The organism is Streptomyces sp. P6-2-1, assembly GCF_050613165.1.
Taxonomy (GTDB): domain Bacteria; phylum Actinomycetota; class Actinomycetes; order Streptomycetales; family Streptomycetaceae; genus Streptomyces.
The window spans coordinates 2,235,834-2,253,474 of record NZ_CP192513.1; the positions used below are offsets into that span (position 1 = coordinate 2,235,834).

Consider the following 17,641-nt stretch of genomic DNA (forward strand, 5'->3'; position numbering starts at 1 on the left):
CCGTGCCTGGGGTGCAGAGAATGCGACTGTGCGGAATTCAGTGGTGCCGCGAATTCGCCGGTGCCGGAATTTTCCCGGTGCGGGAATTAGGCGGTGCTGTGCGGGGAGTTTCGCGCGTTCGGATCCGTGCGAGGTGGCCTGCGAGAATCCGGCCGATCTCCCGCTGCGGTTCGGGCCGCATCATTCCGTCGTGGTCCGATGCGATGGTGTGGTGGACGAGGGTGCCGCCGATGTGCGGCTCCCACACGTCGGGCGTGGGCGACTGCGCGTCCCTGCCGTGCGCGGCGGAGAGGAAGAGGACGTCCCCGCCGAAGCGGTCGGGGGCGAACTCGGCGCTGAGCACCGCGTGGTTGCGCACGATCCGCAGGAGCCGGCCCAACTGTTCCTCGTCCAGCCCCGCCAGCGGGTTGGCGTCCCTGCGGAAGAGCCTGAGGACGTCGCCGAGCGAGGGTTCGCCGTCCGCGAGCGCCTCGGCGTCGTAGCCGCAGTACTCCAGGATCTTGGCGAGCAGCGCCCGGTCGTCGGGGATGCCGCCGGGCTCGGCGACGGGGTAGCCGTCCAGGTTCGCGAGGAGCGCGACCCGGTGTCCGAGCGCTTCCAGGCGCGTGGCCACCGCGTGGGCGAGGAGCCCCCCGAAAGACCAGCCGAGAATATAATAAGGCCCCTCGGGCTGGATTTCCAGAATTCTGTTCACATAACCTTCCGCCATTTCCGCCACGGAGCCCGGAAGCGGGGCTTCGGTCACGATTCCATCCGCCTGGAACCCGTACACGGGGAATTCCGCGTCGAGGTGTTCGGTCAGTCCGAGGTAGGGCCAGCTGAGCCCGACACCGCCGTGCAGGAAGAACAGCGGCGGGCGGCTTCCCCCCGGCCGGATCGGCAGCACCGTCTCGAATGCCTCGGCGAGCAGCGCGGGCCGTCCTTCGGCGTGCTCCCCGGGGAGCGCCGTGAGCTGGGCGGCCCGCTCGGCGAGCGCGCGCAGCGCGTCGAACCAGCCGTGCGCGAGCCGTTCGGCGTCCGCGCGCTCCAGGACTTCGCCCGCCCACGTCCAGTTGGCGACGAGTTCGGGTCCTTCGGGGCCGTCCTCGACGAGGGCGTCCACGGCGAGCGTGTGCCCGAGCGGCATCCCCCGCGAGGTCGCGGCGAAGGCGTCGCGCGACTCGGGGGCCGTGGTCCAGCCGCCCTCGTACGACTCCTGCCCCGCGAACCTGCCGAGGTAGTTGAAGCCGAGCTGCGGGTTGACGCCCGGCAGCCGCGCGCCCTCGGGGGCGAGGTGGCGCAGGATGCCGTACCCGATGCCGTGGTCGGGGAGGGCGGCGAGCTGCTCGCGCATCTCCTTGACCGCTTCGTCGGGGCCGAGCGCCGCGGCGCGCAGGAGGACGGGGTGGGTGCTGGTGAACCAGCCGACGGTGCGCGAGAGGTCGACACCGGCGTGCGGTTGTTCGCGGCCGTGCGTCTCGACCTCCACGAGCAGGCTCGTCCCGCGCCACGTCGCGACGGCCCTGTCGAGACCGGCCAGGAGCACGTCGTTGATCCGCGCCCGGAACGCGGCGGGGCCGTGGGCGAGGAGCGGGGCCGTGTACGCGGCGGGCAGGCTCAGGCGCAGGTGCCCGGCGGTCGCCGCGGTGTCCTTCGCCGGGTCGAGCGCGCGGCTCCCGAGGAGCGGTTCGCGCCGCCCGGTCAGGGCCCGCCAGGCGGGGAGTTCCCCCGCGCGGCGCGCGGCCTGCTCGCGCAGGAGGCCCGCCCAGTGGCGCAGCGAGGTGCCGACGGGCGCGAGGTCGCGCTCCGGGTGCTCGTACGCGGAGAGCAGGTCGGGCAGGAGGATGCGCCAGGAGACGCCGTCCACGACGAGGTGGTGCAGCATCAGGACGAGCCTGCCGGGTGCCTCGGGGCCCCGGTCGATCCAGACGGCCTGCGCGACGACGCCCTCGCGCGGCGCGAGCCGGTCCCTGGCCGCCTGCGACTGGGCCGCCACCGCCTGCCGGAGCAGCGCGGGGTCCGCGTAGGCGTGGTGCGTCGCGTCGATACGGGCGAGCAGCGGCACCGCCTGTCCGCGCCCCGCTTCCCCGGCCCGGCTCCCCGTCGGCTCCGCGATCACGAGCCGCCAGTCCCCGGGGCCCTCGCCCTCCAGGCGCAGCCGCAGCGCGTCGTGGTGGTCGACGAGCCTGCGGAGCGCGGCGGTGAGCCGGTCCTGGTCGAGACCGGGGGGTGTGCTCAGGACGACCGACTGGTTGAACCCGTCGACAGCGCCGCCCTCTTCGAGCAGCCGCAGCACGACGGGGGTCGGCTCCAGCGCGCCCACGCCGTCGTCGGTGCCGACGGTCCGCACCTCATCGCCGCCCCCTGCCACCTGCCCGAGCGCGGCGACCGTCTTGTGCGTGAACACGTCGGCGGCCGTGAGGCGCAGCCCGGCCCGCCGGGCCCTGGCCACCACCTCGATCGAGCGGATGCTGTCGCCGCCCAGCGCGAAGAAGCTCTCATGGACACCGACGGAGGGCAGCTGAAGGACCTCCGCGAAGATCTCCGCGAGGGCCCGCTCGACGGGCGTACGGGGCGGGGCGGCCTGCGCCCCTGAACCCGCACGCGTGGCGGGGTCGGGCACGGGAAGCGCCTTGCGGTCCAGCTTCCCGTTCCCCGTCAGCGGCAGCACCGGGAGCACGAGGAAGGCACTCGGGATCATGTAGTCCGGGAGCCGTTCCGCCAACAAGGCGCGGGGGTCGTGGACTTCACCCACGAGGTACCCCGTGAGCCGGCCCGCGTGCACCGCCGCGGCGGCGTCCCGCACCCCCGGCAGTCCGCGCAGCGCGGCCTCCACTTCCCCCAGCTCGACCCGGTGACCCCTGATCTTCACCTGGTGGTCCAAGCGCTCCAGGAACTCCAGCTGACCATCCGCGCGTTCACGCACCCGGTCCCCCGTCCGGTACATCCGCCCACCGGGCTCCCCGAACGGATCAGCGACGAACGTCGCACTCGTACGCGCCGGATCACCCACGTACCCGTGCCCCACCCCCGCACCCGCCACATACAACTCACCGACCGAACCCGGCGGAACCATCCCCAACCGCGAATCCAGCACATACAAACGGGTGTTGCGCACCGCCGAACCCACAGGCGCCCGCACACCCCCCACATCCCCGGCACGCAGCACCGCGTGCGTCACATCGTCCGAGCACTCCGTGGGCCCGTACGCGTTCACCAGCGGAACACCCGCCACAGTCGCGAACCACTCGCGCGCCAAGTCAGCGGGAAGCGCCTCCCCCGTCACCACCAGACACGAAAGCGACGCCAACTCCGGCCGCGGAAGCCCCGCCTGCCACGAATCAACCGCGGCCCGGAGCAACGAAGGCACCACTTCCAGGACCGTCACACCCTCACGAGCCACAAGGCCGAACAACTCCTGCGGATCGGCAGCACTCGCCCGGTCCACCACCACCAGCCGCCCACCCACGATCAACGGCGCCAGCATCTGCCACACACTGATGTCGAACGTCACAGGCGCGTTGTGCACCACCACGTCCCCCTCGCCGAGGTCCAGGTCCTCCACCTTCGCGAGCAGGTGATTGACCATCCCACCCCGGTGCACCATCGCCCCCTTGGGACGCCCCGTCGAACCCGACGTGAAGATCACATACGCCACATCATCCGGCCCACCAGCAAGTTCACCCCACTCGCCATCCCTCTCGCCGTCCCACTCCAACACCACGGAATCGAGGCCGGCGGCCGCCAGGACCTCGGACGCCTTGTCGCGCAGCCCGGGCCCCGTGTAGACCACCCGCGGCCCGCAGTCCGCCAGGACGCGCGCGCCGCGTGCCACCGGGGCACCCGGGTCGAGCGGCACCCACGCCGCCCCCGCCCCGAGCACGCCCAGCATCCCGGCGACCAGCGGGGCCCCCGGCTCGCACAGGACCGCCACCACGGAGCCCGGCCCCGCGCCCGCGGCCACCAGGCGGCGCGTCACCGCGGACGCGTGGCCCGCCAGCTCCCCGTACGTGACGTCGCCCGAGCCGTCGCGCACCGCGACGGCCCCCGGGCGCGCGACCGCGCACGTGCGCACCAGCTCCACGACTCCCGTGTACGGGTCGTCCACCGCCACCGACTCCCAGCCGCGGCGCCGTTCCTCCCACTCGGCGGGGAGCAGGGCGTCCGTCGCGCCGAGCGAGCGGTCGGGGGCCGCGAGCAGCGTCTCCAGGAGGTGGGTCAGGCGCGCGGTGAGCGTGCGGGCCGTCGTCTCGTCGAAGAGGTCGGCGCTGTACTCCAGGACCGCGTCGATACCGTCGGGAGCGCCTCTGTCGGTCCACCGCTCGACGAGTTCGAAGGAGAGGTCGGCCTTCGCCGTGCCCGTGCCGATGAGCAGCGGTTCCGCGTCGAGTCCCGGCAGCCGTACGGCGGACTCCGGGGTGTTGTGCAGGGTCAGCATCGTCTGGAACAGGGGGTGCCTGGCGAGCGAGCGGCTGGGCGCGAGCGCGTCGACCACGGCCTCGAAGGGGAGGTCCTGGTGCGCGTACGCCGCGAGGTCGGCCGTGCGCACGCGGTCCACGAGTTCCCTGAAGCTCGGGTCGCCCGACACGTCCGTACGCAGCACCAGGGTGTTGACGAAGAGCCCGACGAGGTCGTCGAGCACGGGGTCCGCGCGGCCCGCGACCGGGGTGCCGAGCGGGATGTCCTCGCCCGCCCCCAGCTTCGAGAGCAGCGCGGCAAGCGCGGCCTGGAGCACCATGAAGGTGCTGGCGCCCTCGGCGCGCGCGAAGGCGGCCGCCGCCGCGTGGAGCGGCCCCTCGACGCGGAAGGCGACGCTCTCGCCCCGGTGGCTCGGCAGGGCGGGGCGCGGCCTGTCGGCGGGCAGCTCGACCTCCTCGGGCAGTCCTGCCAACGCCTCGCGCCAGTAGGCAAGTTGACCTTCACCGGCCTCGGCGAGCAGCGCGCGCTGCCAGAGCGTGTAGTCCGCGTACCGCAGCGGCAGCGGCTCCCAGGCGGGCGCGGCGCCGGCCGTACGGGCCTCGTACGCGCGGGCCAGGTCGCGTCCCATGACGCCGACCGACCAGCCGTCCGCCGCGATGTGGTGGACGACGAGCAGCAGGATGTGCTCCTCGTCGCCGAGCGCGAACAGGCGGGCACGGAAGGGGATCTCGCGCGCCAGGTCGAAGGGGGCGCGCGCCTCGTCGTGGACGGGGCCCGCCGTGGCGGCGAAGTCCTCCAGCCGCCGCACGGGCAGGTCGACGCGCACCTCCTCGGCGGGCACGACCTCCTGGCGCGGGCGCCCCTCGGTGTCGGGGAAGCGGGTACGGAGCGCTTCGTGGCGTGCGACGACATCGCGCACCGCCGCCTCAAGGGCGCCCGTGTCGAGCGGTCCGCGCAGCCGGACGGCGACGGGGATGTGGTACGCCGGGCTGCCGCTCTCCAGCTCGCCGAGGAACCACAGGCGCCGCTGCGCGGGCGAGAGCGGCAGGACGTCGGGCAGCTCGACCGGGGCGGGGGCCCGCCTCGCACCACCCGCACCGCCCGCGCCGCCCGCACCGCCCGCCTCGCCCGCCTCGCCCGCTTCGGTGAGCGAGGCCACGAGCAGCGCGGGCGTGGGCGCGGCGAAGACGGCGCGCACCGGGAGTTCGACGCCGAAGGCGGCCCTGATGCGGCCCGTGAGCCGGTTCGCGAGCAGCGAGTGCCCGCCCAGCTCGAAGAAGGAGTCCTCGGGGCCCGCGGGTCCCGGCAGCCCCAGGACCTCGCCGTACACCTCGCACATGAGCTGTTCGCGCGGCGAGCGCGGGGCACGCCCGCCCGTGCGGCTCCCGGGCGCGGGCGCCGGGAGCAGCTTGCGGTCGATCTTGCCGTTGGCGGTCAGCGGCAGCGCGTCGAGCGCGACGTACGTGGCGGGCACCATGTGCGCGGGCAGGGAGGCCGCGAGGTGCGCGCGGAGCGCGGCGGGCGACGCCGTGCCCGCCGTGTACGCGACGAGCCTCGGGCCGCCGGGCCGGTCATCGCGCGCGAGTACGGCGGCGCCGCGCACCTCGGGGTGGGCGGTGAGCGCGGACTCGATCTCGCCCAGCTCGATCCGGAAGCCCCGGATCTTCACCTGGTGGTCCGCGCGCCCGATGTACTCGATCTGCCCGTCGTCGCCCCAGCGCACGACGTCCCCCGTGCGGTACATCCTGCTGCCCGCGGGGCCGAAGGGATCGGCGACGAAGCGTGTCGCGGTGAGGCCGGGGCGGCCGTGATAGCCGCGCGCCACGCCGTCGCCCGCGATGTACAGCTCCCCTGCCGTGCCCCGCGGCACGAGGCGCAGGGCGTCGTCGAGCACGTACACGCGGGTGTTGGCGAGCGGGCGGCCGATCGGCGGCACCCCCGGGCGGCTCCCGTCCAGGAGCGCCGTGGTGGACCAGATGGTGGTCTCGGTGGGGCCGTAGACGTTGGTGACCTCGGCGGCGTGGGCGCGCAGGGCCGCGGCGAGCGGCTCGCCGACGGCCTCGCCGCCGATGAGGACCCGCAGCCCGGCGAGGCTGCCGGGGTGCTCGGCGACGAGGGCCTGCCACAGCGTGGGCGTCGCCTGCATGACGGTGGCCGCCGAGCCGGTGACGAGCGCGGCGAGCGCGGCCGGGTCCCGCACCGTGTCGTGCTCGGCGAGCACGAGTTCGGCCCCGGTGAGCAGCGGGACGAGCAGTTCCAGATTGGAGATGTCGAAACCGAAGGTCGTGACCGAGAGGAAGCGGTCCTCCGGCGTGATGCGGAAGCGCTCCGCCATGTCGTGCAGCAGGTTGACGAGCGCGCCCTGCGGGACGACGACGCCCTTGGGGCGTCCCGTGGAGCCCGAGGTGTAGATCGTGTACGCGGCGTCCGCCGGGTGCGGGGCCCCGGTGGGCACGGGCCCGGCGGGCCGCCCGGCGAGAAGCGCGTGCGCGGTGTCCAGGCACACGTGCGGGTACGCGGTCACGGTGGGCCGCGCCGCCGCCACCTCCGTCGTGGTCAGGAGGAGGGCGGGGGCCGCGTCGTCGAGCATGTGGCCGATGCGCTCGGCCGGGTAGGCGGGGTCGAGCGGCAGGTAGGCGGCGCCGGTCTTGATGACGGCGAGCGTCGCGACGACGAGGTCCGCCGACCGGGGCAGCGCGAGCGCGACGAGGGAGCCGGGGCGCGCGCCGCGTTCGGCGAGCACGTGGGCGAGCCGGTCGGCGCGCGCGTGCAGCGCGGCGAAGCTCAGCCGCTCGGTGCCGCAGCGCAGCGCCGGCGCCCCGGGCTGCTCGGCGGCGCGCGCGGCGAGCTGCTCGCGCAGGGGCGGTTCCGGGTAGGTACGAGCCGTGTCGTTGTACGTGCCGAGCAGCTCGTCACGCTCCGCCTCCCCCAGCAACTCCAGCTGTGCGAGGGGACGTTCGGCGCACTCGGGGAGCGTGGCAAGGAGCCGCAGCACGCGAGCGGCGATACCGGCGGCCCGTTCGGCGCCGATCAGGTCGGGCGCGTAGTCCAGGCGCAGCGTGAGTTCTTCGCCGGGCAGTACGAGGAGCGAGAGCGGGTAGTGGGTGGCGTCGCGGCCCCGTATCCCCGTGACCGTCAGGCCGGGCGCCGCCTCGCGCAGGGCCTCGGGGTCGAGCGGGTAGTTCTCGAAGATCAGGACGGTGTCGAAGAGTTCGCCGTGCCCGGCGTCCCGCTGGACGCGCGAGAGGCCCACGTGCTGGTGCGGGAGCAGCGCGGTGTGCCGGCGCTGCGCCTCGGTGACGACGTCGGCGAGGGTGGCCCCGGCGGGAGCGGCGAGCCGTACGGGGAGCGTGTTGATGAAGAGCCCGATCATGGACTCGACGCCGGGCAGCTCGGGCGGCCGCCCCGACGTCGTGGTGCCGAACACGACGTCGTCGCGCCCGGTCAGGGCGCCGAGGGTCACGGCCCACACGCCCTGGAGCACGCTGGAGAGCGTGACACCCCGGGCGCGGGCCCACGCGGTGAGCCGCGCGGTGGCCCGCGCGTCGAGCCGCGCGAGGTGCTGGGCGGGGAGCACGGGCGCGCGGTCCGGCGGCGCGGCGACGAGCCGTGTCGGCTCGTCGAGACCGGCGAGGAGTTCGGCGAAGGCGTCGGCCGCCGCCTCGGTGTCCTGCGCGGCGAGCCACGCGAGGTGGCTCTTGAACGAGGTCACCGCGGGCAGGCCGCCGGTGTCGCCCCCCGCCGTGTACGCGGCGAACAGCTCCTTGAGCAGGATCGGCATGGACCAGCCGTCGAGCAGGATGTGGTGGCACGTGAGCAGCAGGCGGTGCGCGGGTGCCCCGTGCGCCCCGTGCGTGTCCGCCGTGGTGTCGATCAGCGTGAAGCGCAGGAGCGGGGGCCTGCCGACGTCGAAGGGCGCGACGCGGTCCTCGTCGGTCAGCTCGTCGAGGTCCCCGTGAGCGGTCAGCTCCCGCCAGGGCAGCGGGACCCGGCGCGGGACGAGCTGCACCGGGGTGCCGTTCTTGCGGTGGCGGAACCCGGCGCGCAGGTGGGGGTGGCGGGCGAGGAGCCCGGCGGCCGCCGCCCTGAGCGCGGCCTTGTCGAGCGGGCCCTCCAGGTCGATGACGAGCTGGACGGCGTACACGTCCACCTCGGCACGGTCGTAGACGGCGTGGAAGAGCAGGCCCTCCTGGAGGGGGGTCAGCGGCAGTACGTCGCTGAGGCCGCCCCCGGCCTCGCGCGCCCCGCGCCCCGCGCCGCCCGGCCCCTGCCCCGCGCCGCCCGGCCCGCGCCCGGCGTCGCCGGTTCCGCGCCCCGCGCCGTCCGGCCCGTGGCCGCCCGCGGGCGCCTGCGTTCTCTGTCCGGTCTCCGGTGTACTCGTCCTCATGCCTCGGTCCCCCAGTCATCCGTGAACTCGTTCTCGAACTCGTCGATCTCGGCCTGGTCCAGGTCGTCGACGAGTCCCAGGTCCGAGGGCGTGAAGCCCCCGGCTTCGGGCCGTGCCGCGTGCCGGGCCAGGGCGCGCAGGGCCCTGAACCAGCCGTGCGCGACGGCCTCCGCTTCGGCGTCGGGCACCACGAGCCCGGCCCACGCCCACTCCGCGACCAGGTGCGGCCCGTCCGCACGGTCCTCGGTCCGCGCGTTGACGCCGAGCGCGTGCGGCAGCGGCATATCCGGGTCGGTGCCCGCCGCGAGGTCAAGGGCCTCGGGCGTGAGCTGCCAGTCGGCGGGCTCGGGGAGCGCCATGCGGCCCAGGTAGTTGAAGCCGAGCTGCGGGGCCGGGTACGCGGCGAGCGTGTCCGCGCCGCCGAGCCTGCGCAGCACGCCGTGCCCGATGCCGTGCCGCGGCACGCGCCGCAGCTGTTCCTTGACCCGCTTGAGCGCCTGCCCGAGCGCGGGCCCGCCCTCCTCGATGTCCGCCGTGCGGCAGGGCCCGGCGTCGAGCCGTACGGGGTGCGTGCTGGTGAACCAGCCCACGGTCCGCGACAGGTCGACGCCGGGGACGAGCGCCTCGCGCCCGTGGCCCTCCAGCTCGACGAGGACGTCCTCCGCCTGGCCCCGCGCGTGCCGCCGCTCGGCGACGGCCAGGGTCAGCGCGGTGAGCAGCACGTCGTTGATCTCGGCGTGGAAGGCGGCGGGCACGGTGGTGAGCAGCGCGGCCGTCTCCTCGGCGGGCAGTTCCGCGCGCAGCCGGTGCGCGGTGGCCACCGTGTCCCTGCGCGGGTCGGTGGCGCGGGTCCCGAGCGGGACGTCCCCGCCGGACAGGATCTCCTCCCACAGCGGCAGTTCGGCACGGCACTCCTCGCGCGCCGCCTCCTCGTTGAGCAGGCGCGCCCACTGCCGGAAGGAGGTGCCCACCGGGGCGAGCGGCTGCTCCGGGTGCGCGTAGGCGCGGACCAGGTCCGGGAGCAGGATGCGCCAGGAGACACCGTCCACGACGAGGTGGTGGAGGCTCAGGAGCAGCCTGCCGGGGCGATCCGGCCCCTCGTCGATCCAGACCGCGCGCAGCACCCGGCCCGCGCGCGGCGCCAGTTCCCGCTGGGCGCGGGCGGCTTCGGCACGTACCAGCGCCACGGGGTCCTCCCCCGCGCCGGCCGGGACGCGGCGCAGCAGCCCGCGGGCGGGGACCGTGCCCCGCGCGCGGATGCCCTCGCCCGACCAGCGCAGGACGTCGTGGTGGTCGACGAGCTTCTGGAGCGCGGCGGCGAGCCTGTCGAGGGTGGCCCCCGCGGGGGTGCGCACGACGGCCGCCTGGTGGAAGCCGTCGGTGGGTCCTTCGATCGCGTCGAACCACGCCGTGATCGGCGTCGCCGCCACCGGGCCCGTGCCCTCGCCCGCGCCGACCGTCTCGGGGCGCCCCGTGGTGACCGCCGCGCGGGCGAGCGCTTCGGGGGTGCGGTGCGTGAAGACGTCCTGCGCGGTGATCGCGAGCCCGGCGTCCCTGGCCCTGCTGACGAGCTGGATGGAGCTGATGCTGTCCCCGCCGAGGTCGAAGAAGCTCGCGTCGGCGCCCGCCTGTTCCAGGCCGAGCACGGCGGCGAACGCCTCGCACAGCGCGGTCTCCCGCTCGTTCGCGGGGGCGCGCCCCGCCGCGGCGGCGACGGGCACGGGAGCGGGCAGGGCACGGCGGTCGAGCTTGCCGTTCCCCGTGAGCGGCAGCGCGTCCAGGAAGACGACGGCGTGCGGCACCATGTGCGCGGGCAGGCGCGCGGCGAGCGCGGAGCGCACGGCGGCGGCGTCACCCTGTACGGCCCCGGCCGAGGCCCCTTCGGCGGGCGCCCCGACGACGTACGCCACGAGGCGCTTGTCCCCCGGCCTGTCCTCGCGCACCAGCACGGCGGCCTGCGTGATCCCTTCGAGCGCGAGGAGCGCGCCCTCGATCTCGCCCGGCTCGATGCGGAAACCGCGCAGCTTCACCTGGTCGTCGACGCGCCCGACGTAGTCGAGGCTGCCGTCCGGGTTCCAGCGCACGAGGTCGCCCGAGCGGTACATGCGTGCCCCCGGCCCGGGAGCGTACGGGTCGGCGACGAAGCGGTTCGCGGTGAGCGCGGGCCGCCGCAGGTAGCCCCTGGCGAGCTGCGCGCCGCCGATGTACAGCTCACCCGTCACGCCCTGCGGCACCGGGCGCAGCCACGCATCGAGCACGTACAGGCGGGTGTTGTGCAGCGGGAAGCCGATGTCGGGGCGGACGGCGCCGGAGAGCGGTTCGCTGATGCTCGCGCACACGGTGGCCTCGGTGGGCCCGTACGCGTTGCGCATGACCCTGCCGCGCGAGAAGCGCTCCACCAGCTCGGGCGAGCACGCCTCGCCCGCCACGACGAGCTGGACGCGCGCGGGCATCGGCCGCTCGGCCGGCCACGCGGAGAGCACCGTCGGGGGCAGGCACACCATCGTGGTGCCGGTCCGCTCGACGAGGTCGGCGAGCGGGAGTCCCGGGCCGCGCTCCTCGGCCGTCGACAGGATCATCGTCGCGCCCGAGAGCAGGCCGATGGCGAGTTCCCAGGTCGCCGCGTCGAAGCTGTACGAGGCGAACTGGAGCCAGCGCGTGCCCGGCCCGATCCCCATGCGGGGCCCCTGGTCGGCGACCATGACGGCGACCGTGCGGTGCTCCACGACGACGCCCTTGGGGCGCCCGGTGGAGCCCGAGGTGTAGATGACGTACGCGGGGTCGCGCACCGAGAGCGGCGCGGTGCGCTCCGCGTCGCCGAGCGGGCCGTCCGCGCGCGCGGCCGTCGCCGCCCGTACGGCGGGCTCGTCCAGGCGCAGCACGGGGACGCCCGTGCCGTCGAGCGCCCCGGACTCGGCGGCGGCCGTGAGGGCGAGCGCGGGCCTGGCGTCCTCCAGCATGTAGGCGATGCGCTCGCGCGGGTAGGCGGCGTCGATGGGCAGGTAGGCGGCGCCCGCCTTGAGCACGGCGAGCAGCGCGACGACCATCTCGGGCGAGCGCGGCAGCAGCAGCGCCACGAGGTCCCCGGGGCCCGTGCCGCGCGCGGCGAGTTCGCGCGCGAGCCGGTTCGCGCGCGCGTCCAGCTCCGCGTACGTCACCTCCTGGGTGCCGGAGACGAGCGCGGGGTGACCGGGCTGTGCGGCGGCCTTGGCCGCGAACAGCTCGTGCACGGGGGCGGGTTCGACGTCCCGCGTCGGCCCCGCCCACACGTTCAGGATGCGGTCGGCCTCGGCGGGCAGCAGCGCGTCGACGCGGCCGAGCGGTACGTCGGGCGCCCCGGAGAGCACGGCGACGAGCCGCGCGTAGCGCTCGGCCAGGGAGTGCGCGGTCTCCGCGTCGAAGAGGTCGGTGCTGTACTCCAGGACCGCTTCGATGCCGTCGGGAGTGCCGTCGGGCAGGTGCCGCTCGGTCAGCTCGAAGGTGAGGTCGAGCTTGGCGGTGGGGGTGCGCACCGGGATCACGTCGACGTCGACGCCCGACAGCTCCAGCGCGGCGCTCGCGTTGTTCTGGAGCACCAGCATGGTCTGGAAGAGCGGCTGCCTGGCGAGCGAGCGGCTGGGCGCGAGTGCGTCGACCACGGCGTCGAAGGGGAGGTCCTGGTGCGCGTACGCCGCGAGGTCGGCCGTGCGCACGCGGTCCACGAGTTCCCTGAAGCTCGGGTTGCCCGACACGTCCGTACGCAGCACGAGGGTGTTGACGAAGAAGCCGACGAGGTCGTCGAGCGCGGGGTCGGTGCGCCCCGCCACGGCGGTGCCGAGCGGGATGTCCTCGCCCGCGCCGACGGTGGACAGCAGGGTCGCGAGCGCTGCTTGCAGGACCATGAAGGTGCTGGCGCCCTCGGTGCGCGCGAGCGCGGCCGCCGCCGCGTGCGGGGCGGCCCCGATCCGGAAGACGACGCTCCCGCCCCGGTGGCTCGGCACGGCGGGGCGCGCCCTGTCGGCCGGCAGCTCGATCTCCTCGGGCAGCCCGGCCAAAGTCTCGCGCCAGTAGGCCAGTTGTTCGTCGCCGACCGCTTCGAGCAGCTCGCCCTGCCAGCGCGTGTAGTCGGTGTACCGCACCGGCAGCGGCTCCCACGCGGGGGCGGCGCCCGCCTTGCGGGCCTCGTAGGCGCGCGCCAGGTCGCGGGCGAGCGGGGCCACGGACCAGCCGTCGGACGCGATGTGGTGCAGGACGAGCAGCAGGACGTTCTCGTGCGATCCGCGGCTGAAGAGCGTGGCACGCAACGGCAGTTCGGTGGCCAGGTCGAAGGGGCGGACGGCGGCACGGACCAGCTCCTCGTCCAGCTCCCCGCCGCCGGGCGCGGTGACGGGCACGACGGGCAGGTCCACACGTGCCCGCGTGAGCGGCACGATCCGCTGGCGGGGCCTGCCGCCCTCGTCCGGGAAGACGGTCCGCAGGCTCTCGTGCCGCGCCAGGACGTCGTCGAGCGCCGCGCGCAGCGCGGCGACGTCCAGGTCGCCGCTGAGCCGCACCGCGAAGGGAAGGTGGTAGGCGGCTGCCCCGTCGCCCAACTGGTTGAGGAACCACAGCCGTTGCTGCGCGGGCGAGAGCGGTGACCCGGCGGCTTCCTCGTCGGCGGCGACGAGTGCGGGGCGCACGGGGACGTCCCCGGCCGCGGCGTCGTCCTCCAGGTAGGCGGCGAGCGCGGCGACGGTCGGGGCGAGGAAGAGGGTGCGGACCTGCACCTCGAAACCGAGGCGGGCGCGGACCCTGGAGGCGACGCGGGTGGCGAGCAGCGAATGCCCGCCCAGCGCGAAGAAGCTCTCATGGACGCCGACGGAGGGCAGCTGAAGGACCTCGGCGAAGATCTCCGCGAGGGCCCGCTCGACGGGCGTACGGGGCGGGGCGGCCTGCGCCCCTGAACCCGCGCGCGTGGCGGGGTCGGGCACGGGAAGCGCCTTGCGGTCCAGCTTCCCGTTCCCCGTCAGCGGCAGCACCGGGAGCACGAGGAAGGCACTCGGGATCATGTAGTCGGGCAGCCGCTCGGCCAGCCAGGCGCGGGGATCGTCGACCTCGCCCACGAGGTAGCCGGTCAGGCGTCCTTCGTGCACCGCCGCGGCGGCGTCCCGCACCCCGGGCAGTCCGCGCAGCGCGGCCTCGACCTCGCCCAGCTCGACCCGGTGACCCCTGATCTTCACCTGGTGGTCCAAGCGCTCCAGGAACTCCAGCTGACCATCCGCGCGTTCACGCACCCGGTCCCCCGTCCGGTACATCCGCCCACCGGGCTCCCCGAACGGATCAGCGACGAACGTCGCACTCGTACGCGCCGGATCACCCACGTACCCGCGCCCCACCCCCGCACCCGCCACATACAACTCACCGACCGAACCCGGCGGAACCATCCCCAACCGCGAATCCAGCACATACAAACGGGTGTTGCGCACCGCCGAACCCACAGGCGCCCGCACACCCCCCACATCCCCGGCACGCAGCACCGCGTGCGTCACATCGTCCGAGCACTCCGTGGGCCCGTACGCGTTCACCAGCGGAACACCCGCCACAGTCGCGAACCACTCGCGCGCCAAGTCAGCGGGAAGCGCCTCCCCCGTCACCACCAGACACGAAAGCGACGCCAACTCCGGCCGCGGAAGCCCCGCCTGCCACGAATCAACCGCGGCCCGGAGCAACGAAGGCACCACTTCCAGGACCGTCACACCCTCACGAGCCACAAGGCCGAACAACTCCTGCGGATCGGCAGCACTCGCCCGGTCCACCACCACCAGCCGCCCACCCACGATCAACGGCGCCAGCATCTGCCACACACTGATGTCGAACGTCACAGGCGCGTTGTGCACCACCACGTCCCCCTCGCCGAGGTCCAGGTCCTCCACCTTCGCGAGCAGGTGATTGACCATCCCACCCCGGTGCACCATCGCCCCCTTGGGACGCCCCGTCGAACCCGACGTGAAGATCACATACGCCACATCATCCGGCCCACCAGCAAGTTCACCCCACTCGCCATCCCTCTCGCCGTCCCACTCCAACACCACGGGGCCGTTCCCGGCGTCGAGCCCTGCCGCCGCCAGCACCTCCGCGGCCACCGCGCCGAGGCCCGGGCCCACGAACACCACGCGTGGCGCGCAGTCCTCGACCACGCGCGCGCTCCTGCCCACCGGGGCACCGGGGTCCAGCGGCACCCACGCGGCGCCTGCCCCCAGGACCCCCAGAATCCCGGTCACCAGGACCGCGCCCGGCTCGCACAGGACCGCCACGAGCGAGCCCGGCCCGGCCCCCGCGGCCACCAGGCGGCGCGTCACGGCCGCCGCGCGCCCCGCCAGCTCCCCGTACGTCACGTCCCCGGACCCGTCGCGCACCGCGACGGCCCCCGGACGCGCGACCGCGCTCGCGCGCACCCGCTCCACCACGCCCGCGTACGGCTCGTCCACGGTCACCGAGGCCCAGCCCTCGCGCCACTGCTCCCACTCGCCGGGGAGCACCACGTCGAGCTGGTCCACGACGGCGTCGGGGCCCGCCTCGGCGAAGGTTTCCAGCCAGGCGAACAGGCGGAGTTGGTGCTGTTCCAGCTCCTCGGCCGTGTAGCGCTCGGGGTTGGCGTCGAGCCGTACCGCGTAGCCGCCGTCCGCCGCGTCGAGATAGATGATCTGCATGTCGTCGACGGGCCCTGTGGACAGGTTGTGCAGCCGTCCCGCGCACGCGCCGAAGGTGTAGTCGGTGCCGGACTCCAGGACGTTGACGGTGGGCCCGAGCGAGCGTCCCGCGTCCCCGGTGAAGCCGAGGTCGCGGCGGATGTCGTCGCCGCGGTAGTTCTGGTGGCGCAGGGTCGCGCGCAGCTCGCCCGCGCTGTCGCGCAGGAACGCGGCGACGGTACGGCCCCGTCCCACCTGGACCGGGTGGGGCACGAAGTTCGCGCGCATCCCGGGCACGGCGCGCGCGGCGGCCGTGGCTCGCGCGGGGACCGCGAGGGTCAGCAGCGCGCGCTCGACACCTGCGACACGCCGCACGTAGGCGCCGGTCGCCGCGATGAGCAGGGTCTGCCAGGTGACGCGCGCGTCCCAGGCGAGCGCGCGCAGCCGCGCGACGACCGGCGCGGGCAGCACCGCCTCGCGACGCAGCGAGGCGCGCGCGTGGGCGGCCGGGCGCACGGACAGGCTCACGGGCTCGGGGGCGCGGGGGAAGCGCGTACGCCAGAAGTCACGCTCCTTCGCGTACCGTTCGCCGCGCACGTACGCCGCCTCGTCGTCGGTGAGCGTGTGCGGCGCGGGGAAGGGCTCGCCCGATTCCGGGTCCGCGTACAGCTCGGCGAGCCTGCGGTAGATCAGGACGCGGCTGAAGCCGTCGACGAGGATGTGGTTGACCCGCAGCGAGAAGAGCACGTGCCCGGGGCCGAGCCGCAGCAGCACCGCGCGGAGCGTGCCCTCGGTCAGGTCGGGCGGGGTCAGCAGGTCCTGGCGCATGAACGCCTCGGCGGCCTCGCGCGGCGCGGGCTCGCGCGAGAGGTCCACGGTCTCGACGGGGAAGTCCGTCACGGGCAGGAGTTCCTGGCGCGGTTCCCCGTCGCGTTCGGTGAAACGGGCGCGCAGCGCGCCCGCCTCCGTGAGCAGGCGCTGCCAGGCGGCCACGAACCGGCCCGTGTCGAGCGGGCCGCGCAGGTCCAGGTAGTCGCCCATCGTGAAGACGGGGTTGCCCGGGTCCGCCTGCTGGCCGTACCACATCTCCCGCTGCGCGGCGGAGAGCGGCAGGAGTCGCGCGGTGGCTGTGGCGTTCATGACTGCATTGCTCCCGTGGGAAGTCCGGTGAGTTCATGGCTGTCGAGCGCGGGCGCGTGCGGGCCGTGCGGGCCGTGCGCGCCGCGGGCTCCCTGCGGGGCCGCGGGTGCGGCGTCGTCCGTGCCGATGCCGTAGACGTCCCTGACCCAGCTCGACTGGTAGACGGTGTCCAGGTAGCGCTCGCCGAGGTCGGGCGCGATGGCGACGGCGGTCGTGTTCCGGCCGGGGCGGTGCTCGGCGAGCCAGCTCAGGGCGCCGCTGACGACCGTCCCTGTGGAGCCGCCGAAGAGGAATCCGCCGCGGGCCAGCGTGTGGCAGGCCCGTACCGTCTCGGCCTCGGGCACGTGCACGACGTCGTCGATGTACGAGGTGTCCAGGAGCGCGGGGCGCACCCCGGTGCCGAGCCCGGGGATCATGCGCGCTCCCGCGGGCCCGCCGAAGGTCACGGAGCCGACGCTGTCCACGGCGACGACCGTGACCGGGCGCGGCCGCTCCTTGAAGTAGCGGGCGCAGCCCATGAGGGTGCCGGTCGTGCCTGCACCGATGAAGAGCAGTTCCAGATCGGGGAACTGCTTCTCGATCTGCGGCCCCGTGGTGCGGTAGTGCGCCCGCCAGTTGTCGGGGTTGGCGTGCTGGTTGAGCCAGACGCAGCGCGGGTCGCGGCGCAGCAGGTCCCGTACGTGGTCGAGGCGCGCGGCGAGGAATCCGCCCTCGGCGGCGGGGCGCGTGATGGTGTGCACCTCACCGCCGAGCGACTCGATGACCTTGCGCGTCGCGAGGTTCGTACGGGCGTCGACGACGCAGACGAAGCGGTAGCCCTTGGCCGCCGCGATCACGCTGAGGGCGACGCCGAGGTTCCCCGACGAGGACTCCACGAGCGTCGATTCCCTGGTGAGGGTCCCGCTGCGCTCGGCCGCCTCGATCATGCTCGCCGCGGCCTTGAGCTTGATGGACCCGGCGAAGTTGAAGCCCTCGCACTTGAGGTGCAGGGGATACCCGTACATCTCCCGCAGATCCACGTACAGGTCTTCGGTGTTGAATTCGTGTGGTGCCGATATGACTGGCATGT

3 protein-coding genes are annotated in these 17,641 nt (G+C 74.6%); all 3 read right to left on the bottom strand.

Annotation, left to right across the window (positions count from 1 at the left end; translation table 11 throughout):
- Positions 1 to 37 precede the first annotated feature (37 nt).
- From ACQYWQ_RS09680 to sbnA, 3 genes are read right to left on the bottom strand one after another with little or no spacing between them, the layout of a single operon-like run.
- Entirely contained in the window at positions 38 to 8,785 is an 8,748-nt protein-coding gene (locus ACQYWQ_RS09680) for an amino acid adenylation domain-containing protein (RefSeq protein WP_431033790.1), read from the bottom strand.
- Positions 8,782 to 16,572 (bottom strand): amino acid adenylation domain-containing protein, encoded by a 7,791-nt coding sequence (locus ACQYWQ_RS09685; protein ID WP_431033791.1) that lies wholly within the window; start codon positions 16,570 to 16,572, stop codon positions 8,782 to 8,784. The genes ACQYWQ_RS09680 and ACQYWQ_RS09685 overlap by 4 nt, the downstream gene beginning before the upstream one ends.
- Positions 16,569 to 17,639, bottom strand: coding sequence for a 2,3-diaminopropionate biosynthesis protein SbnA (gene sbnA / locus ACQYWQ_RS09690; RefSeq protein ID WP_431033793.1), 1,071 nt, complete (start codon positions 17,637 to 17,639; stop codon positions 16,569 to 16,571). Before sbnA ends, ACQYWQ_RS09685 begins: the two co-directional genes overlap by 4 nt.
- Positions 17,640 to 17,641: the final 2 nt, after the last annotated feature.